This is a genomic window from Brevundimonas sp. (genome assembly GCF_032017145.1).
Taxonomy (GTDB): Bacteria; Pseudomonadota; Alphaproteobacteria; order Caulobacterales; family Caulobacteraceae; genus Brevundimonas.
Map to the genome: position 1 here is coordinate 1 of NZ_DALZQC010000033.1, position 18,359 is coordinate 18,359.

Consider the following 18,359-nt stretch of genomic DNA (forward strand, 5'->3'; position numbering starts at 1 on the left):
CAATCGTGCCGATGTTGCAGTGCGGCTTCGTGCGTTCGAACTTTTCCTTGGCCATGGCCAAAACTCCTCGAGGCCCTGGTCCGTCAGCGGAGGGGCGCTGTGCTGAAAAAACCTGGAGCGGGTAGACGGGATCGAACCGACATCCTCAGCTTGGAAGGCTGCTGCACTACCATTGTGCTATACCCGCGCGGAGACTGCGGAAGTTCTTGGGGAACGCCGCAGCCGATCCTCTCCGGCGTCCTGATCCGTCGTGTTCGAAGGCGCGTGGTGGGGGAAGAAGGACTCGAACCTTCGAAGCTTACGCAGGGGATTTACAGTCCCCCCCCTTTGCCACTCGGGACATTCCCCCAGCGCGCCTTGTCGAACCGCCGGACCCCTCGTTCCGCCCATAAAGATGCGGGACGAAACAAAAGCCTTCGGCTTGTCGCCTCCTCTGCAGTAGAGGGGGCGCCCAGACCCGAAAGCCCTTGGGGCTCCAAATCGGAGGGCGTCTTATAGTGTCGTCGAAATCAGAACGCAACGACCGTAAAAGCGGTAAAAAACAGGTTCTCGGAAACCGGCCCGGAGGACCGCGCGACAAGACGCAAAAGCCCGCCGCGCAAGGGTTTGCCGCGCGCGAGGATGCGCCTCGGCAGCCCCGCTCGGCCGACCGGGGCAAGTCGGACGCCGATAATTATCTGTGGGGCCGCCACCCGGTTCTGGCCGCCCTGGCGAATCCCTCGCGTCGGGGAACGGGTCGTCTGATCGTCACCGCCGACCGCGCGCAGGAGATCGAGGACGGCCGGCTGAACCACGGCCACAAGATCGAGGTCATGGACAATCAGGCCCTGAGCCGGATGCTGCCCCCCGGCGCGGTGCACCAGGGCATGGTGTTCAAGGTCCAGCCGCTGGAAGGCGTGACGCTGGAAGACCTGGCCGATCCCGCCCAGGGCGTCATCGTCATGCTGGACCAGCTGACCGATCCCCAGAATGTCGGCGCCATCTTCCGCTCGGCCTTGGCCTTCGGCGCGCGGGGAATCATCGTTCAGGACCGCCACGCCCCGGCCCTGGCCGGCGCCCTGGCCAAGGCGGCGGTCGGCGCCACAGAGCGCCTGCCCCATGCGCGGGTGACGAATCTGTCGCGCGCGCTGGAGCGTATGGCCGATCTGGGCTGGCGCGCGGTGGGCCTGGACGGGTCGGGCGAACAGACGCTGGAAGAGGCGCTTGATTCGCAGCCCACCGTCCTGGTCATGGGCTCGGAGGGCGACGGCATCCGCCGGCTGGTGGCCGAACACTGCGACGTCCTGGCCAAGATCCCCATGCCCGGCGGGTTCGAGAGCCTGAACGTGTCCAACGCCGCCGCCGTGGCGCTTTATGAGGCGGCGCGCGCGCAACGCGGCTGACAGAAGGTCGCACCGGGGTTAGAGAACGGACATGGAATTCCTCTCGTCTCCCGAACTCGCCAGCCAGGCTGCGGCCCTGGGTCAGGTCCTGTTGATGGACCTGGTCCTGGCCGGCGACAACGCCGTCGCCGTGGGCCTGGCCGCCGCCGCCCTGCCCCAGGACCAGCGCAAGAAGGCCATTCTGATCGGTCTGGCCGCCGCCGTGGTCATGCGAATCGGTTTCGCCCTGATCACCGTCCAGCTTCTGGCCCTGGTCGGTCTGCTGCTGGCGGGCGGCCTGCTGCTGCTCTGGGTCTGCTGGAAGATGTGGCGCGAACTGCGAGAGCAGGCGACCCACGACCAGGCCGAGGCGGAGGCCGAGCTTCAGCTGGCCATGAGCATCGAGCATGGCACAGGCCCCTCGCCCGAGGAGCTGGGCGTCAAGCGCAAGAGCTTCGGCGCCGCCCTGATCCAGATCATGGTCGCCGACATCACCATGTCGCTGGACAATGTGCTGGCCGTCGCCGGCGCGGCGCACGAACATCCATGGATCATGGTCTTCGGCCTGATCCTGTCGATCGCCCTGATGGGGGTGGCCGCCACCTATATCGCCAAGCTGCTGCATCGCTTCAGCTGGATCGGCTACATCGGTTTGGTCGTGGTGCTGTATGTCGCCCTGCACATGATCTGGGACGGTGCGCGCCAGGTCGTGGTCCGCACCGGCCATATGGACGAATTCAACGCCTCGGCCCCGGCCTTCCTTGAGATCGGTCCCGAGGAAGCCGCCAAACACCGGGGCCAGAAACGCACCGAGGACAGCCCGACGCCGGCGCCCGCTGAACCAACGGTCGCGCCATGACCGTCGCCACGGTCACGGTCGAAGAGGCCGCCACCTGGCTGCAGGCGGGCGAGGCCGTCCTGATCGACGTGCGCGAGGCGGACGAGTTCGCCGCCGCCCGCATCGACGGCGCCATCCTGGCCCCGCTCAGCCAGATGCCCGCCGCCTGGGAGGCGCTGGACCTGCCGGCCGACAAGAAGATCGTCGTCCAGTGCCTGAAGGGCGGACGCAGCCATCAGGTCTGCGCCTTCGTCGGCCCCACAGCAGCGGACGGCCAACCCCTGTTCAACCTGACCGGCGGCATCCAGGCCTGGCACGCTGCGGGCCTGCCGATCATCTTCGCCGACGGAAACGGGGCCTGATAAGCCAAGACCTCAAACTCCGCGCAGCCACCCCGTGACGGAAATCCGGTCCGCGCCCGCCGACAGGGCCACCTGCGTCACCGAATGGGCCGACGGCACCTTCAGCAGGTTCAGGGTGTTGAAGCGCGGGGTGAAGGCTTCGGCCACGTTTCCATCCGCCCCGTGGAAGGCCAGCAACCCGCCCCACTCGATCCGCCACGTAGGCGTCAGGTTGAGCACATAGGCGAAGTGGCGATTCTTGCCCTCGACATGGTCGTCATGCTCGGTCAGGAAATGCCCGGCGCGAAACCGCGTCAGCTGGGCGTCGGCCAGGGCGATGCGCGGCTCGCCGGTCAGGTCGCGCATCAAGCCCAGAAACGCCTCGCCGTTCAGGAAGGCCAGCAGGTCCGCCCAAATCGGCGCCGCCTGCCCCGCCTGCACCAGATCGTAGATCGGGTGATTGTCGTAGAGATACTGGAACTCCTCGCGGGCCGAGGTCTGCACCGCCTGTCCCAGCGCCGTCTTCTGATCCGGGGTCAATGAGGCCAGCCAGGCCGCCGGCAGATCGACATGGCCGGACCCGCGCCGCGTGACGATATTGTATTCGGCGCCCGCCGCCGCCTGGTTCAGGGCCAGGGCGTCGCGGTCGGCCAGCACGCCCTCCACCTGGGCGCGCCCCGTCCGGCGCAGGCGTTCGCGGATCGCCGCGCGTTGCGTCTCGTTCAGCGGTGCCAGGTTCAGTGTCATCCGCCGTCCCCTGCCCGCGCGATCAGGCGTCCGCGCCGCCGAACCGTTCGGACCATTCCGCCACCTGGGCGTCCTCGATCTTGGCGAACAGCACGCCCTGGGCCTGGACCTTGCCGCCGACCGGCAGGATGTTCAGCAGATCCTCGTCCGCGCCCGGCCAGCTTAGGTCGTCCACGCCCACGGAGGCCGCGATCTTCGGCGCCGTGAACGGCAGGATCGGCGCGGCCAGACGCGCGAACAGGGCGACCAGGTTCAGGCCCGTCCGCACCCCCACCGCCGCCTGGTCGCGGTCGGTCTTCAACGCCGTCCAGGGCGCCGCGACCTGCAGATATTCGTTGCCCAGCACCCAGGCGGCGCGGATGGCGACGGCGGCCTTCCTGAACTCCATCGCCTCGAACTGTTCAGTCGCCTCGGCCACGGCCGCCTTGATGTCGGCCTCCAGCCTGGCCTCGACCGGCCCGGCCTGACCGCCGTCCGGCACGACGCCGTCGAACTTGGATTCCGCGAACTTGACGATGCGGTTGACGAAATTGCCCAGCACATCGGCCAGGTCCTTGTTGGTCGAGGCCTGGAAATCCTCCCAGGTGAAGGCCGAATCCGCGTGTTCCGGGCCGTAAGCCGTCAACCGCCATCGCCAGTAGTCGGCCGGCAGCAGCTCCAGCGCCTGGTCCATGAAGACGCCGCGCTTCTGGCTGGTCGAGAACTTGCCGCCGTACCAATTCAACCAGTTGAACGCCTTCAGCTGGTCGACCGTCTTCCACGGCTCGCCCGAGCCGATGATGGTCGCGGGGAACGATACGGTGTGGAAGGCGACATTGTCCTTGCCCATGAACTGGACATAGCGGACATCCTCGGCCCCCTCGTCCAGACGCCACCAGTCGCGCCAGCTGGCGCCGGTCGCCTCGGCCCACTCCTCGGTCGCCGCGATATATTCGATGGGGGCGTCGAACCAGACGTAGAAGACCTTGTCCTCCATGCCCGGACGCGGGAAGCCGTCCTTGGTCACCGGCACGCCCCAGGCCAGGTCGCGGGTGATGCCCCGGTCGATCAGACCCTCGTCCAGATGCTTGTAGGCGATGGACTTGGCCAGGGTCTGCCAGCCGCTCTTGCCGTCGACCCAGGCGCGGATTTCCGGCTCGATCTTCGTCTGCAACAGATAGAGGTGGCGGGTATCGCGCACCTCCAGATTCCGCGACCCCGACACCGACGAATAGGGATCGATCAGGTCGGTCGGGTCCAGCAGCCGCCCGCAGTTGTCGCACTGATCCCCGCGCGCGCCGACGTGACCGCAATGGGGGCACGTCCCCTCGACATAGCGGTCGGGCAGGAAGCGGGCGTCGTCGATGGAGTAGATCATCCGATCCACCCGCTCCTCGATCAGGCCGTTCTTCTCCAGGGCTTCCGCGAAATGCTGGGTCAGCCGATGGTTCTGCGGGTTCGACGACCGGCCGAACCAGTCGTAGCTGAGGCCGAACGCCTGGCCCGCCACCTTCTGAATCTCGTGCTGCTCGTCGCAATAGGTCCGCACGTCCTGACCGGCGGCGGCGGCGGCCAGCTCGGCCGGAGTGCCATGCTCGTCGGTGGCGCAGATGTAGAGCACCTCATTTCCTTGCGCCCGCTTGAACCGCGCCCATACGTCGGCCGGCAGCATCGACCCCGCCAGATTCCCCAGGTGCTTGATGCCGTTGATGTAGGGCAGCGCCGAGGTGATGAGGATGCGGGCCATGATCGTCCAGGAGTTCGGGGAAGCGCACGGATATAGAGCGGCGAAACCGAAACGTCACCTTTGACGTGGCTCGCTCAGGAAACCGTCGCCTTCACCACCGGCGCCCGCCGCGCCACGCGCAGGAACCGTCCCGTCAGCAGCACGCCGGAAATCAGGCTGGCCACGATCACGGACCAGACCAGGCCGTCGACGCCCGTCCGGTGCGCCAGCCACCAGCCCAGCGGGATCATGATGACGCCATAGGACAAAAGGTGCATCAGGGTGGGCCAGACCACGTCGCCGGCCGCGCGGTTGGCCTGGGCGGCGACCACCTGCTGGGCGTCGGCGACGAAGAACAGGGTCGCCAGAACCAGGGCGGGCGTGGCGATGGCCAGGATGGCGGGGTCGGTCGTATAGGCGCTGACCACCGGCCGCGCGGCCAGCCACAGGCCGACGGCGATGATGAAGGCCAGAACCGTCACCACGGCGATGCCCAGCAGGCCGCTGCGCATCACGCCCGGCCGGTCGCCTGCCCCATAGGCCCGCCCCACCAGCACCGCCGTCGCCGACGACAGGCCCATCGGCACCATGAAGACGATGGCGGACACATTGATGACCACGGCCCAGCTGGCCGTCTCGGCCGCGCCCAGCTGCCCGGCGAACAGGGTCATGGCGGCGAAGGCCCCGACCTCGATGAAGTTGGACGATCCCGCGCCGATGCCGACGCGGATCTGCTCCACCTCGACCGAGCGGTCGCGCCTGGGCTTGGCGAACAGGCCCCAGGCCCGCGCTTCCGGCAGGCGCAGGATGAAGACCACCAGAAACACCGCCAGCGCCGTCCGCGCCCCGAACGTCGCCCAGGCCGAGGCGATCGCCCCATCCACGCCCAGACCCAGCATGTCCGGCACCAAGACGATGTTCAGCGCCAGATTGACCGCATTGGCCACCCACATGGCGACCATGCCCGCCTTGGGCCGGTGCAGCCCCTCAAGGAAGAACTGGGCCGCCACCGAAATCAGATAGGCCGGCATCGACAGGGCGAAGACCATCAGCACGGGCGACGCGCCCTCGCCCAGCCCATCCTCCAGCCCCATGTGCATCAGGCCGAACGGCCCCAGCAGCATCAGGCCGATCATGGAGACGAGCCCGATCTGCAGCGCATAGACCATGCCCCGGCGCAGGACGGCGCCGACCTCGTCGCCGCGCCCCTCGCCTCTCAGGCGGGCGGTCATGACCTGCACCCCCATCATCAGCCCGACCGCCGTCGTCAGCACCACCGAAGACGGCGCCCAGGCCAGGGAGTGGAACGCCAGTTCGCGGCTGGCGTAATGGCCCACTACGATGGCGTCGGTCAGCCCCATGGTCATGATGCCCAGACGCGCCAGCACCACCGGCCAGGCCAGGGTGGTCAGTTCTTTGAGCGTGGAACGGGTAAGGGCGCTGATCTTGAACATCGGACGCGGCACAGGCCATGCGCGACCGCCAGGGTCAACACCCAATCGGATTGGGGTCTTTGGCTACCAGGCGCCCAGTTCGCGCAGTTGCCGCACCAGTTCGTCCGGCGCCTCGCCCGCCTCCAGCGTGTCGATGTCGGCGGGCGCGTCCTTGGGCTCGAAATAGCGCCAGCCCTGGAACGGCCGGCGGGCCATCGGGGCGGTGCGGATCACCCGGGGCTCCAGCGTGATTTCGCAACGACTTTCCTTGCCCTCGCCCAGGGTCGTGATGTCCACAATGGGCTGACGGCAGGCGATGCTGCCCTTGACGACCCAATACAATGACCCGCCATCCTCGATCTCGGCCGCCCGCTTGGGCGTCGTCCGGGTGTGAACCACCAGAGGCTGGCCGCCGGCGGCCCGCGTCTCCAGCCATTCGACGTCGGACACGCCGACGCAAAGCTTGATCATGTGAAGCGACATGGCGCCCACCTAGTGATCCTGGGCGGCATTGGCCAGTTTCTTAATCCCCCGTCCGCTAGGCAGGACGCGGCGCCTCCTTCTCTCCCCGGCGCGGCGCGAGACAGAATGTACGGATTGATCACCCGCCTTACGGCCCACCCCGGCCGCCGCGACGAACTGAGCCTGTGTCTGCTCGACCCCAACGTCAGAAGACCCGGCTGCCATAACTATGTGCTGGCCCACGACCTGAACGACGCAGACGCCCTGTGGGTCACCGAGGTCTGGATGGACCAGGCCACGCACGACGCCTGGTCGGCCGACACTCGCGAAAACGGCGCCCTTCGCCCCGCCCTGGCCCTCGTCGCCACCTTCGGCGACACCATCTTCACCCGCCCACTGGGCGGCGTGGGGCTTTAGTCCGGCGAGGCGGCGATGGCCGCAGCGAGGTCGGTCATGACAATCTGAGTAAAGGCTGCGGTCGGCGCCAGTCCTTCCATCAAACAACGCGCGCCATGGTCCGCGACCACCTTGTCGCGACCTGTCTGGTCCAGACCCGCGCGATAGGCGACCACAATCTTGTCCCACCGTTCGAACCGCCCGCGACCGGCGATCTTGCCCATGAAGTAGTTCATGGCGGGCATGAGCGACGCGTTCTGCGCCTCGTCTTCACCGATCCCTTCCATCAGCGTCACGATGCATTGCAGATCCGCCAGGTCGTCCGGCTGGACGCGAACCGTATGCATTTCCGGTTCACCCATCAGGCTGGCCGTGATGGCCATCGCGGCCAGAGCCCCCGAAACCACGATCACGCCTCGCTCTTGATACGCGCCAGTTCGAAGCCGTCCACGACCTGATCCCCGACCGAGGCGGAGAGACTTTCCACCACGCCGTCGAACGGAGCGGTCAGGGCGTGCTCCATCTTCATGGCTTCCAGCACCACGACCGGCTGGCCCTTGGTCACGGCGTCGCCGACCTTGAGCGGCGTGGCCACGATCTTGCCCGGCATGGGCGCGCGCAGCGAACCATCCGACGGCGCCCCTGCCCCGGGGCCCACAACGGCCCGATGGCGTGTCACCCGACGCGCCTCCCCGTCGACGAACAGCACGAAGCCGTCGTCCAGGGTTTGATAACCGAACAGCCGATCACCCGCCTGGACCTGATCGAAGCCGACCTGAGCCATCGCGCCCTCTGAACCGCGCCATCCGGTTTCGACGGGCGCCACGGAAGCCGACACCGCAACGCCGTCGATCTGGGCATGAACGGTCGTCTGTGGGGCCGCATTCAGTCGGACGCCGTACGACAGCCCCGGATGACCGCCCCAGGGGCTGAAGCGGTCCGCCTGCGTATCCACCTGTTCGGCCGCCGTCTCGGCGATCAGCGTCAGGGCCGCCAGCGTCGCTTCATTCGACGGTTGGGGCTGAAGGTCCGCCTCTTCCGCCGCGATGAAGCCCGTATCCACCTCGCCCGCGACGAACCGCGGATGCTCCAGACAGCGCTTCAGGAAGCCGGCGTTGGCCTTGACCGGCCAGACCTCGACCTCGCCCGCCGCCTCGGCCAGACGCGCCGCCGCCGCTTCGCGCGTGTCCTCATGCACGATCAGCTTGGCGATCATGGGATCGTAGAACTGGCTGACCTCGCCGCCCTGCTCGACGCCCGTATCGACGCGGATGCCCTCCGGCATGACGAAATGGTCCAGCCTGCCGATGGAGGGCAAGAAGCCGTTCGCCGGGTCTTCCGCATACAGCCGCGCCTCCATGGCCCAGCCGTTCAGCCTGATCTGATCCTGCTTCAGCGGGATCGGTTCGCCCGCCGCCACGCGGAACTGCCATTCGACCAGATCGACGCCCGTCACGCTCTCGGTCACCGGATGTTCGACCTGAAGCCGGGTGTTCATCTCCATGAACCAGACGCCGTCCGCCTTCAGCCCGTCCGAGGCGTCGGCGATGAATTCGATGGTGCCGGCCCCGACATAGTTCACGGCCTTGGCCGCCTTGATCGCAGCCCCGGTCACGGCGGCGCGCACGGCCTCGCTCATGCCCAGCGCGGGGGCCTCCTCGATCACCTTTTGGTGGCGGCGTTGCAGGGAGCAGTCACGCTCGTACAGGTGGACGACATTGCCGTGTTTGTCCCCGAACACCTGCACCTCGATATGGCGCGGTCGGGTGATGTAGCGTTCGATCAGAACCCGGTCGTCGCCAAAGGCCGCCGCGCCTTCCCGTTTCGCACTGGCCAGACCGGCGGCGAAGTCGGCGGGGTCGTCGACCCGCTTCATCCCCTTGCCGCCGCCGCCCGCCACCGCCTTGATCAGCACCGGATAGCCGATCCGCGCCGCTTCCGCCGTCAGCGTCTCTTCCGACTGGTCCGCCCCCTGATAACCGGGCGTCACCGGCACATCGGCCTTGATCATCAGGTCCTTGGCCGCGTCCTTCAGACCCATGGCCCGGATCGAGGACGGGTCCGGCCCCATCCAGATCAGGCCCGCCGCCGCGACGGCCTCCGCGAACTCGGCGTTCTCGCTCAGGAAGCCATAGCCGGGGTGGATCGCCTCCGCTCCCGTCGCCTTGGCCGCCGCCAGCACCTTGGCGCCGTCCAGATAGCTTTCGCGCGCGGCCGCCGGGCCTATCAGCACCGCCTCGTCGGCTTCGCGCACATGCAGGGCGTTGGCGTCCGCCTCGGAATAGACGGCGATGGTGCGAATCCCCATCCGCTTGGCGGTGCGGAAGACACGGCAGGCGATTTCGCCGCGATTGGCGACAAGGACGGACTTGAACATGCCCCATCCTTAACCGGATCATGCGCATCAGGCGAGAGGGCGGGCGCCATCGTTCTCTCCTTCCGAAATCCGCGCCTGCTGTTCCCGTTTCCACCCGAACCCGCTATCCCGACGCCATGTCCCTCCGCCCGCTCTTCGTCACCCAGGTCTATGAAGCCTCCCTCGCCGAGGGCCGGGGCTGGGCCGACTTCAACGATCAACTGATAGACGTCGTCCGCATGATGGCCGAGGAGGACGCGGCCGGCCGTCGATGGTGCCGCGACAACGCCTATCGCGGTTACACCTCCTACGGATCGCTGAACGACCTGCCCCAGCGCTTCCCCGAGTTCGCGGAACTGAAGCGCCATCTGGACCGTCACGCCGTCGCCTATGCCAAGGCCCTGAACTTCGACCTGGCGCGCAAACCCCGCCTGGACAACCTATGGGTCAATATCCTTAAGCCCGGCGGCGGCCATACCGGACACATCCACCCCCACGCCTTCCTGTCGGGGACCATCTATATCGACATCCCGGACGGCGCCTCGTCGCTGAAGATCGAAGACCCCCGACTGCCCTTCATGATGGCGCGCCCCAGCGTCACCGACGACGCGCCCGAGGCCGAGCGCCCGTTCGTCTATCTGCATCCGAAGGCCGGCACGGTGCTGATGTGGGAAAGCTGGCTGCGGCACGAGGTGCCGACCAACCAGGCCAAGGCCGACCGCATTTCGGTCAGCTTCAACTACGCCTGAACGGAACGGCCGACCTCTTCACGCGCCCGAGAACGCCTCCTGGGTTCCGGGCTCGTCCTTCGGACGCCCCGGAATGACGGCAGAAGAGGATCACACCGTCCAGCTGGCCTTGCGCTTTTCCAGGAAGGCCAGCACGCCCTCGCGGCCTTCGTCCGACACGCGGGCGCGGGCGATGCGTTTGGCGGTTTCGTCCAGCAGGCCAGAGTCGATCTTGTGGTGGGCGATGTCGTTGACCAGGCGCTTGGCCTCGCCCATCGCTCCGGGCGCATTGTTGGTCAGGCTGTCGCTGAGCATGGCGATGAACTCGTCCACCGACCCCTCGGGCAGCACCAGGTCGATCAGGCCGGCGTGGGCGGCGTAGTCGGCGTCGAAGGCGTTGGCGGTCAGGAACAGCTGGCGGGCGCGGCGCGCGCCGACCGCTTCGATCACATAGGGGGCGATGGTCGCGGGGATCAGACCCAGCTTGACCTCGGAGAAGGCGAAACGCGCGCCCTCGACCGCCACGGCCATGTCGCAGGCGGCGACGATGCCGGCCCCGCCGCCCATAGCGTTGCCCTCGACCACCGCCACCGTCAGGGCGGGAATGTCATGCAGCGCCTTCAGCATTTTCGCCAGGCCCATGGCGTCGTCGCGGTTGTCGCTCTCGGACCAGCCGGCGGCGTCGCGCATCCAGTTCAGATCGGCCCCGGCGCTGAAGGTGCCGCCCGCCCCGCGAATAAAGACGGCCCGCACCCGGTCGGCCCCGTGCAGCGTCTCGAACGCCTCGTGCAGGGCGGCGATGGTGGCGGCGTCGAAGGCGTTCTTCTTGGCCGGCCGATTGATGGTGACGAAGACAATGCCGTCGGTGGTCGAATCGATCTGCACCAGATCATCGTCGGCGTCGGGCGCGGCGTCCGGCACCAACGGCTGGGCGATGCTGTTGATCTCGGCCGCCTCGGCGTCGGTGACGTCCAGGGCGTTCAGGTCGGCTTCGGTGGGTTTGTCGGTCATGGTGTCTCCTTCGAAGGATCAACGCGCGATGCGGGAAGACGGCGCCGCTTTAGTGAGACGTGCTAGTGAGCAAGGGGTGAGCAACGCAAGATCGCAGAAACACGCTCACCCCTTGCTCACTACCACCTCCTGCTCACTCAGGATCACATCCTGAACAGGCCGAACGTCGTCTCGGGGATCGGGGCGTTCAGGCTGGCGCTGATGGCCAGGCCCAGCACGTCGCGGGTCTGGGCCGGGTCGATGACGCCGTCGTCCCACAGGCGGGCGGTGGCGTAATAGGGATTGCCCTCGTCCTCGTACTTCTGACGGATCGGCGCCTTGAAGGCTTCGGCCTCGTCCGCGCTCCAGGTCTCGGCGTCGCGGTGGACGGTGGCCAGGACGCTGGCGGCCTGTTCGCCGCCCATGACCCCGATCCGGCTGTTGGGCCAAGTGAACAGGAAGCGCGGCGAATAGGCCCGGCCGCACATGCCGTAATTCCCGGCCCCGAAGCTGCCGCCGATCAGGACGGTGAACTTGGGCACTTCTGCGCTGGCGACCGCCGTCACCAGCTTGGCCCCGTCCTTGGCGATGCCGCCGGCCTCGTATTTGCCGCCGACCATGAAGCCCGAGATGTTCTGCAGGAACAGCAACGGAATCTTGCGCTTGCAGGCCAGTTCGATGAAGTGCGCGCCCTTCTGGGCGCTCTCGGAAAAGATCACGCCGTTGTTGGCAAGGATGGCGACCGGATAGCCCCAGATGCGGGCGAAACCGCAGACCAGGGTCGAGCCGTACAGGCTCTTGAACTCGTCGAACTCGGACCCGTCCACCAGCCGGGCGATGACCTCGCGCACATCATAGGGCGCACGCACATCGTCGGGGATCAGGCCGTAAAGCTCCTCCGCGTCGAAGGCCGGCGCGCGCGGTTCGCGCACATCCATCTCGACGACCTTGGTGGTGTTCAGATTGGCGACGATCGACCGCACGATTTCCAGCGCGTGTTCGTCGTTCTCGGCGACATGATCGACCACGCCAGAGCGGCGGCCGTGGGTTTCCGCCCCGCCCAGTTCCTCGGCCGAGATCACCTCGCCCGTCGCCGCCTTCACCAGCGGCGGCCCGGCCAGGAAGATGGCGCCCTGGTTCCTGACGATGATCGTCTCGTCCGACATGGCCGGCACATAGGCGCCCCCGGCGGTGGACAGGCCCATGACGCAGGCGATCTGGGCGATGCCCTTTGCGCTCATCCGGGCCTGGTTGAAGAAGATGCGGCCGAAATGGTCGCGGTCGGGAAACACCTCGGCCTGGTGCGGCAGATTGGCCCCGCCGCTATCGACCAGATAGACGCAAGGCAGACGGTTCTGCTCGGCGATCTCCTGGGCGCGCAGGTGCTTCTTCACCGTCATGGGGAAATAGGCGCCGCCCTTCACGGTCGGATCGTTGCAGACGATCATGACCTCGCGGCCCGACACCCGGCCGATCCCGGCGATGACGCCCGCCGCCGGGGCTTCGCCTTCGTACATGCCGTGGGCGGCCAGCTGCCCGACCTCCAGGAAGGGCGAGCCGGGGTCCAGCAGGCGCTCGACCCGGTCGCGCGGCAACAGCTTGCCCCGGGCCACATGGCGCTCGCGCGACTTGTCGGAGCCGCCGCGCGCGGCCTTGGCCACATGGTCGCGCAGCTCGGCGACCAGGGCGCTGTTGTGGGCGTGCAGGGACTTGTATTTTTGGCTTTGCGGATCGACCGCGGACGTCAGCTTCGGCATGGGGCTGGTTTAGGCGGGCTGGGTGAAAAGTGCTAGTGAGCAAGGGGTGGGCGGCGACCTCGACTGGCTCACCTCTCGCTCACTAGCACTTTTCACCCGCACGCCCCGCCATCCTTGCCAGTGGCGGCCTTTTCCCCTATACGCGCCCGCTTTCCAGGGCTTCGGTCCTGACGTGGAGCACCAAAGGGTTGGACGTTCGGTCCGGCCGCCACGCCAGGAGCCATCGTGGGGATCGACTTACCCGGTCGTTTCCGCGCCGACGCCCACAAGGGAGACTACCGCATGGCTCTTTACGAGCACACGGTCATGACGCGCCAGGACATCTCGGCGCAACAGGCCGAAGCGCTGAACGACACCATCAAGGATCTGATCGTCGCCGGTGGCGGCTCGGTCGCCAAGATCGAATACTGGGGTCTGCGCAACCTGACCTACCGCGTGAAGAAGAACCGCAAGGCTCACTATTCGCTGCTGGCCGTCGACGCCCCTCCGGCCGCCATGGCCGAAGTCGAGCGTCAGCTGGGCATCAACGAAGACGTGCTGCGCTGGCTGACCGTCCGCGTCGAGGAGCTCGACCTGGAACTGTCGCCGCTGCTGGCCCGCCGCGAGCGTGAACGTGAGCGTGAGCGCGAGCGCACCCCGCGCGAAGACGCCGCCGCCGACGCCGAATAAGGAACCCGGAACATGACCGATACTAACGCCCCAACCCCGGGCGCCCCGGCCGGCTCCGGCTCGGCTGGCCGCCGCCCCTTCTATCGCCGCCGCAAGGTCTGCCCGTTCTCGGGCGCCAATGCGCCCAAGATCGACTACAAGGACGTCAAGCTGCTGCAGCGTTACGTCTCCGAACGCGGCAAGATCGTGCCCTCGCGCATCACCGCCGTCTCCCAGAAGAAGCAGCGCGAACTGGCCAAGGCCATCAAGCGCGCCCGCTATCTGGCCCTCCTGCCGTACGTGGTGAAGTAAGATGAAGGTCGTTCTGCTGGAACGCGTCGAGAATCTCGGCGCCATCGGCGACGTCGTGTCCGTCAAGGACGGCTTCGCCCGTAACTTCCTTCTGCCGCGCGACAAGGCCCGCCGGGCCACCGCCGCGAACCTGAAGGCGTTCGAACTCGACCGCGCCGCCATCGAGCAGCGCAACGAGAAGAACAAGGCCGACGCACAGAAGGTCGCCGACAAGATCGACGGCCAGACCTACGTCATGATCCGCCAGGCCGGTGAAACCGGGCACCTGTACGGTTCGGTCGCCGGTCGCGACGTCGCCGAGGCCATCCAGGCCGAAGGCGGCAAGGTCGAGCGCTCGCAGGTCGTCCTGAACACGGCGATCAAGAGCCTGGGCGTCCACGAAGTGCCGGTCCGCCTGCATGCCGAGGTCCGCGCCACGGTCAAGATCAACATCGCCCGCTCGATGGACGAGGCCGAGCGCCAAGCCAAGGGCGAGGACGTGATCCGCAGCCAGTTCGACGACGAGCGCCAGGCCGCCGAGCAATCGGCCCAGGAGCTGATCGAAGGCGGCGCCGGTCAACAGGAAGGCTTCGGCGACGAAGCCTGATCCCTGCCCGGCCTTCGGGCCGGATCGGTGAAGACATCAAGGGCGCGTTCCGCAAGGGACGCGCCCTTTTTGCTGCGCGCGCCACGCCAGACCCTGCGCGGGCGGTGCATGACAAGTTTACAACACTGTTCGCCGCTCACGGTCCCAACGCCGCGTCACGCACGAAACGACCTTGACGCCACGTCTTTGCGAACGACACCTTCGTCAACGACAGTGGCGAACGATCCGAACGGTAATTTTTTTGCTTGCGGGCGCTTGGCTTGATCGCCGAGCAAGACGGAACACGTCGTTGGACACAGACTTGGAGGTCGCCGGATATTTCGCCATGTTCAACACGTCGTCGGCCGCATATCGACCTCCTCAACACCCCGCTTCAGGGATTAGATTTTCTGCACGATCCGAGCAGCAAACATGGCAAGGCGGCCCGATTGACCCGCCCCATATCCGCCCCGATATGGCCATGAACATTGGGCGACGCGCTTGTCGTCTTTGGGGAACTCCGAATGTCTGAGCCACGTCCTCGTGCAGTTTTTCTTCCACTGCACGCTCGATGTCGCCATCAGGCTGTCCCTCACCAGCTCACGCGCCAAGACCAATAACAGGACACTCTCTCGATGCGCCGCCCCACCCTACAGACTTCCGCCTCCGCCCTGCTGATCACGGCCTCGGCCTTCGCCCTGATCACCGCCACGCCCGCCCTGGCCCAGCAACAGCCCCAGGCTGACAACGTCGACGACATCGTCGTCACCGGCACCCGCGTCGCAGGCCGGTCGCGCCTCGATTCCGTCGCGCCGGTCGATGTGGTCACCGCCGAGGCCCTGCAGCAACGCGGCTCGACCGAACTGGCCACCCAGCTGGCCGCCAGCGTTCCGGCCCTGAACTTCCCGCGCCCCTCCGCCACCGACGGCACCGACTCGATCCGCCCGGCGACCCTGCGCGGCCAGGGGCCGGATCAGACCCTGGTGCTGGTCAACGGCGTCCGCCGTCACGCCACCGCTCTGGTCAACACCAACGGCTCGGTCGGACGCGGCTCCGCCGCCGTCGATCTGAACGCCATCCCCTCGACCGCCATCGAACGGATCGAGGTGCTGCGCGACGGCGCCGCGGCCCAGTATGGATCGGACGCCATCGCCGGGGTGCTGAACCTGCGCCTGCGTCAAGCGTCCAGCGGCGGCGGCGCCAGCGTCACCTACGGCAGCTATCTGACCGACTTCACCGGCTTCTACGGCGGCGGCAAGGACATCAGCGACGGCGAGGCCCTGACGGTCGCCGGCTGGCAGGGCTTCGGCCTGGGCTCCGACGGCTTCCTGACCGCCTCGGTCGAATACCGCGACCGCGCGCGCACCAACCGCAGCGACATCGACCCGCGCTTCACCCCGGCCGAGGTGCGCGGCGGCCAGGGCGACCCGGAATCCGAGGATCTGGCCATTTATCTGAACGCCGGCAAGCCGCTGGGCGCCGGTTGGGAGGCCTATGGCTGGGTCGGCTATCAGACCCGCGACGCCTCGGCGGCCGCCTTCTACCGCACCCCGACCGACAACGCCCAGAACCCGGCCTACGCCTCGGGCCGCGTCTATCCCAACGGCTATCTGCCCTACATCCTGACCGACACGACGGACTGGACGGCAACGGCGGGCGTGCGCGGCGAGGCGGGCGGCTTCGACATCGACGTCAACCTTGGCTACGGCAACAACGAGATCAAGTTCAACGCCGAGAACACCCTGAACCCGTCGCTTGGCCCGACCTCGTCGACCAAGTTCTACGCCGGGTCGCTGACCTATGATCAGCTGGTCTTCGGCATCGACGCCAGCCGCGGCTACGACGTCGGCCTGTACGGCCCGCTGAATGTCGCTTTCGGCCTGGAGGCGCGCCGCGAGTCATATCAGATCGGCGCCGGCGAACCGGGCTCCTATCAGCGCGGGACCTTCCTCAACATCGGCGGCACGGACCTGAACTGGGGCTCGCGCGGCTTCACCGGCTTCACCCCCGCCAATGTCGTCGACAAGGACCGCAACAACGTCGGCGTCTATGTCGATCTGGAAGGCGAACTGTTCGAGAACTTCACCGCCTCGGCGGCGGTCCGTTACGAGGACTATTCCGACTTCGGCGACAATGTCTCCGGCAAGATCGCGGCCCGCTACGACTTCACGCCGTCCTTCGCGGTGCGCGGCGCGGTCTCAACCGGCTTCCGGGCGCCCAGCCTGCAGCAGCAGTATTTCACCCAGACGGCGATCCTCTACATCAACAATGTTCCGTACGAGACGGGCACCTTCCCGTCCGTCAGCCCGGTGGGCGCAGCTCTGGGCGGCACGCCGCTGGAGGCCGAGACCTCGACCAACTATTCGCTGGGCCTGGTCTATCGCAAGGGCGCGTTCGAACTGACGGCGGACGCCTATCGTATCGACATCAAGGATCGGATCATCCTGTCCGAAACCCTGACCGGCAGCGCCACGGCGGCGGCGGGCAGCAACGCCCGCGCCATCTTCGACCTGCTGCAACCTTACGGCGCCACCGCCGCCCGCTTCTTCATCAACGGCGTCGACACCGAGACGACCGGGCTGGATGTCGTGGCGCGTTATCGGGTGTTGTCCGACGTCGGTTCGCTGGACTTCACCCTGGCGGCCAACGTCAACGACTTCGACGTGACCAAGACGCCGCAGACCCGTTCGGGCATCCTGCCGACGCCGGCCTCCCTGTTCGCGCGCCAGGCCACCCTGCGCTTCGAAGAGGGGACCCCGCCGTGGAAGACGGTGTTCCAGACCGACTGGACGCGCGGCAAGCTGGGCGGCACCTTCCGCGCCACCGGCTATGGCGACGTCCTGGCGCCGGGCGCGACCGAGGCCACGGACCTGCAACTGGGCGTCGGCCTGGTCGTCGATGTCGAGGCCCGCTACGCCCTGAACGACCGCCTGACCCTCGCGGTCGGCGCGGACAATGTGCTGGACGAATATCCGCGCCAGATCCAGCGGGCCAACAACACCTCGGGCGCCTTCCCCTTCTCCAACTTCTCGCCCTACGGCTTCAACGGGCGGTTCGTTTACGGCCGCATCGCGCTGAAGTGGTGATCGCGCGAAGCTGATCAGACGGCAAGGGCGCTCTTCGGAGCGCCCTTTTTCCTTGATCGGCGACCGTTTCAGTTGAGCAAGAACTCTCGCCCTGATTGCGCCACAGATGAAAGGTGAAGCTTCGCCTTCAACCAACGGGGGACTGAAATGAGACAGTGGACGATCGCGGCGGGGGCCTTGGGGCTTTCGCTTTCAGCCAACCCTATGCAGGCCGTGGCGATGCCGTCCATGACGGTGCAGGAGTTCGTGACCACCGCCAACCGCATTCCTCAGAACCCGACCGCCCTGCTGCGCGCCGACACCCGCAGACTGATGGCCGAATTCCGCAGCGCCTCTCGAACCGTGCGCGCCGAACAGGCCGCCGCTGCGGCGGCAGGACGTCCTTCCGCCACCTGCATGCCGGAAAGGATCGCCTTGTCCCCCGATCAGATCCTGGCCCATTTCAACGCCATTCCGCCCGCGCGGCGAAGCATCACTGTGACCCAGGCGATGCGGGAATGGATGGCGGCGGACTATCCCTGTCGCTAACGGCGGACCATCTGCTGACGAAATCCGATTGAAGAATTCCGGTTCGTCCCCAGCCCGGACGATCTGTCCACGGCGCAGGCGGCGTCCCCGTCTGACGCAGGCGCGT

18 protein-coding genes and 2 tRNA genes are annotated in these 18,359 nt (G+C 67.1%); 10 read left to right on the plus strand and 10 right to left on the minus strand.

The genetic code is table 11. The annotated features are described in order from the left end of the window. Nucleotides 1-113 precede the first annotated feature (113 nt). A tRNA-Gly gene (locus tag RTU05_RS07620) sits at nt 114-187 on the minus strand. 78 nt (nt 188-265) lie between these two features. Continuing rightward, a tRNA-Tyr gene (locus RTU05_RS07625) sits at nt 266-349 on the minus strand. 148 nt (nt 350-497) lie between these two features. On the opposite strand from RTU05_RS07625, the gene rlmB reads away from it, so the two are divergent. The 3 genes from rlmB to RTU05_RS07640 are packed head-to-tail and all read left to right on the plus strand — an operon-like array spanning nt 498 to nt 2,561. Then, nucleotides 498-1,382: a 23S rRNA (guanosine(2251)-2'-O)-methyltransferase RlmB gene (rlmB, locus tag RTU05_RS07630; protein WP_312597110.1), complete on the plus strand. Its 885-nt coding sequence runs from the start codon at nt 498-500 to the stop codon at nt 1,380-1,382. A 31-nt stretch (nt 1,383-1,413) separates the two neighbouring features. Next, the gene (locus RTU05_RS07635; RefSeq protein ID WP_312597112.1) at nt 1,414-2,220 is read left to right on the plus strand and encodes a TerC family protein; all 807 of its coding nucleotides are present in this window, start codon (nt 1,414-1,416) and stop codon (nt 2,218-2,220) included. Further along, nucleotides 2,217-2,561 (plus strand): rhodanese-like domain-containing protein, encoded by a 345-nt coding sequence (locus RTU05_RS07640; protein ID WP_312597114.1) that lies wholly within the window; start codon nt 2,217-2,219, stop codon nt 2,559-2,561. The genes RTU05_RS07635 and RTU05_RS07640 overlap by 4 nt, the downstream gene beginning before the upstream one ends. A 12-nt stretch (nt 2,562-2,573) precedes the next feature. Here RTU05_RS07640 and RTU05_RS07645 read toward each other — a convergent pair whose 3' ends face one another. The 4 genes from RTU05_RS07645 to RTU05_RS07660 form a co-directional block, all read right to left on the minus strand. Beyond that, the gene (locus RTU05_RS07645) at nt 2,574-3,287 is read right to left on the minus strand and encodes a 2OG-Fe(II) oxygenase family protein (protein ID WP_312597116.1); all 714 of its coding nucleotides are present in this window, start codon (nt 3,285-3,287) and stop codon (nt 2,574-2,576) included. Between the two features lie 22 nt (nt 3,288-3,309). Continuing rightward, nucleotides 3,310-5,013, minus strand: a complete 1,704-nt coding sequence (gene metG, locus RTU05_RS07650) for a methionine--tRNA ligase (protein WP_312597118.1) — start codon at nt 5,011-5,013, stop codon at nt 3,310-3,312. 74 nt (nt 5,014-5,087) lie between these two features. Further along, complete coding sequence (locus tag RTU05_RS07655) at nt 5,088-6,446, minus strand: MATE family efflux transporter (protein ID WP_312597120.1); 1,359 nt, start codon at nt 6,444-6,446, stop codon at nt 5,088-5,090. Nucleotides 6,447-6,509: 63 nt separating this feature from the next. Further along, entirely contained in the window at nt 6,510-6,908 is a 399-nt protein-coding gene (locus RTU05_RS07660) for a DUF1489 domain-containing protein (RefSeq protein ID WP_312597122.1), read from the minus strand. 105 nt (nt 6,909-7,013) lie between these two features. Here RTU05_RS07660 and RTU05_RS07665 point away from each other — a divergent pair, with 105 nt between their 5' ends. Next, entirely contained in the window at nt 7,014-7,304 is a 291-nt protein-coding gene (locus RTU05_RS07665; RefSeq protein ID WP_312597124.1) for an antibiotic biosynthesis monooxygenase, read from the plus strand. Here RTU05_RS07665 and RTU05_RS07670 read toward each other — a convergent pair. Both RTU05_RS07670 and RTU05_RS07675 read right to left on the minus strand, forming a co-directional pair. Beyond that, nucleotides 7,301-7,696: a hypothetical protein gene (locus RTU05_RS07670; protein ID WP_312597126.1), complete on the minus strand. Its 396-nt coding sequence runs from the start codon at nt 7,694-7,696 to the stop codon at nt 7,301-7,303. The two genes, RTU05_RS07665 and RTU05_RS07670, sit on opposite strands and share 4 nt — an antisense overlap. After that, complete coding sequence (locus tag RTU05_RS07675; protein ID WP_312597128.1) at nt 7,693-9,660, minus strand: biotin carboxylase N-terminal domain-containing protein; 1,968 nt, start codon at nt 9,658-9,660, stop codon at nt 7,693-7,695. Before RTU05_RS07675 ends, RTU05_RS07670 begins: the two co-directional genes overlap by 4 nt. Nucleotides 9,661-9,776: 116 nt before the next feature. Between RTU05_RS07675 and RTU05_RS07680 the strand changes: the two genes are divergently transcribed. After that, nucleotides 9,777-10,388 carry a TIGR02466 family protein gene (locus tag RTU05_RS07680; protein WP_312597130.1) on the plus strand — a complete coding sequence of 204 codons (612 nt, stop codon included), beginning with the start codon at nt 9,777-9,779 and terminating at the stop codon, nt 10,386-10,388. Nucleotides 10,389-10,478: 90 nt separating this feature from the next. Here RTU05_RS07680 and RTU05_RS07685 read toward each other — a convergent pair whose 3' ends face one another. Both RTU05_RS07685 and RTU05_RS07690 read right to left on the minus strand, forming a co-directional pair. Further along, a complete protein-coding gene (locus RTU05_RS07685; protein WP_312597132.1) occupies nt 10,479-11,378 on the minus strand; it encodes an enoyl-CoA hydratase-related protein in 900 nt (299 codons plus the stop codon). A gap of 143 nt (nt 11,379-11,521) precedes the next feature. Next, the gene (locus tag RTU05_RS07690; protein ID WP_312597134.1) at nt 11,522-13,114 is read right to left on the minus strand and encodes a carboxyl transferase domain-containing protein; all 1,593 of its coding nucleotides are present in this window, start codon (nt 13,112-13,114) and stop codon (nt 11,522-11,524) included. Between the two features lie 282 nt (nt 13,115-13,396). Here RTU05_RS07690 and rpsF point away from each other — a divergent pair, with 282 nt between their 5' ends. The 5 genes from rpsF (at nt 13,397) to RTU05_RS07715 (ending at nt 18,253) form a co-directional block, all read left to right on the plus strand. Next, nucleotides 13,397-13,783: a 30S ribosomal protein S6 gene (rpsF, locus tag RTU05_RS07695; protein ID WP_201100299.1), complete on the plus strand. Its 387-nt coding sequence runs from the start codon at nt 13,397-13,399 to the stop codon at nt 13,781-13,783. Nucleotides 13,784-13,795: 12 nt separating this feature from the next. After that, entirely contained in the window at nt 13,796-14,074 is a 279-nt protein-coding gene (gene rpsR / locus RTU05_RS07700) for a 30S ribosomal protein S18 (protein ID WP_312597136.1), read from the plus strand. 1 nt (nt 14,075) lies between these two features. Next, nucleotides 14,076-14,660: a 50S ribosomal protein L9 gene (rplI, locus tag RTU05_RS07705; RefSeq protein ID WP_055754943.1), complete on the plus strand. Its 585-nt coding sequence runs from the start codon at nt 14,076-14,078 to the stop codon at nt 14,658-14,660. 614 nt (nt 14,661-15,274) lie between these two features. Next, nucleotides 15,275-17,725 (plus strand): TonB-dependent receptor, encoded by a 2,451-nt coding sequence (locus RTU05_RS07710; RefSeq protein WP_312597139.1) that lies wholly within the window; start codon nt 15,275-15,277, stop codon nt 17,723-17,725. Nucleotides 17,726-17,944: 219 nt separating this feature from the next. After that, complete coding sequence (locus tag RTU05_RS07715) at nt 17,945-18,253, plus strand: hypothetical protein (RefSeq protein WP_312597161.1); 309 nt, start codon at nt 17,945-17,947, stop codon at nt 18,251-18,253. Nucleotides 18,254-18,359: the final 106 nt, after the last annotated feature.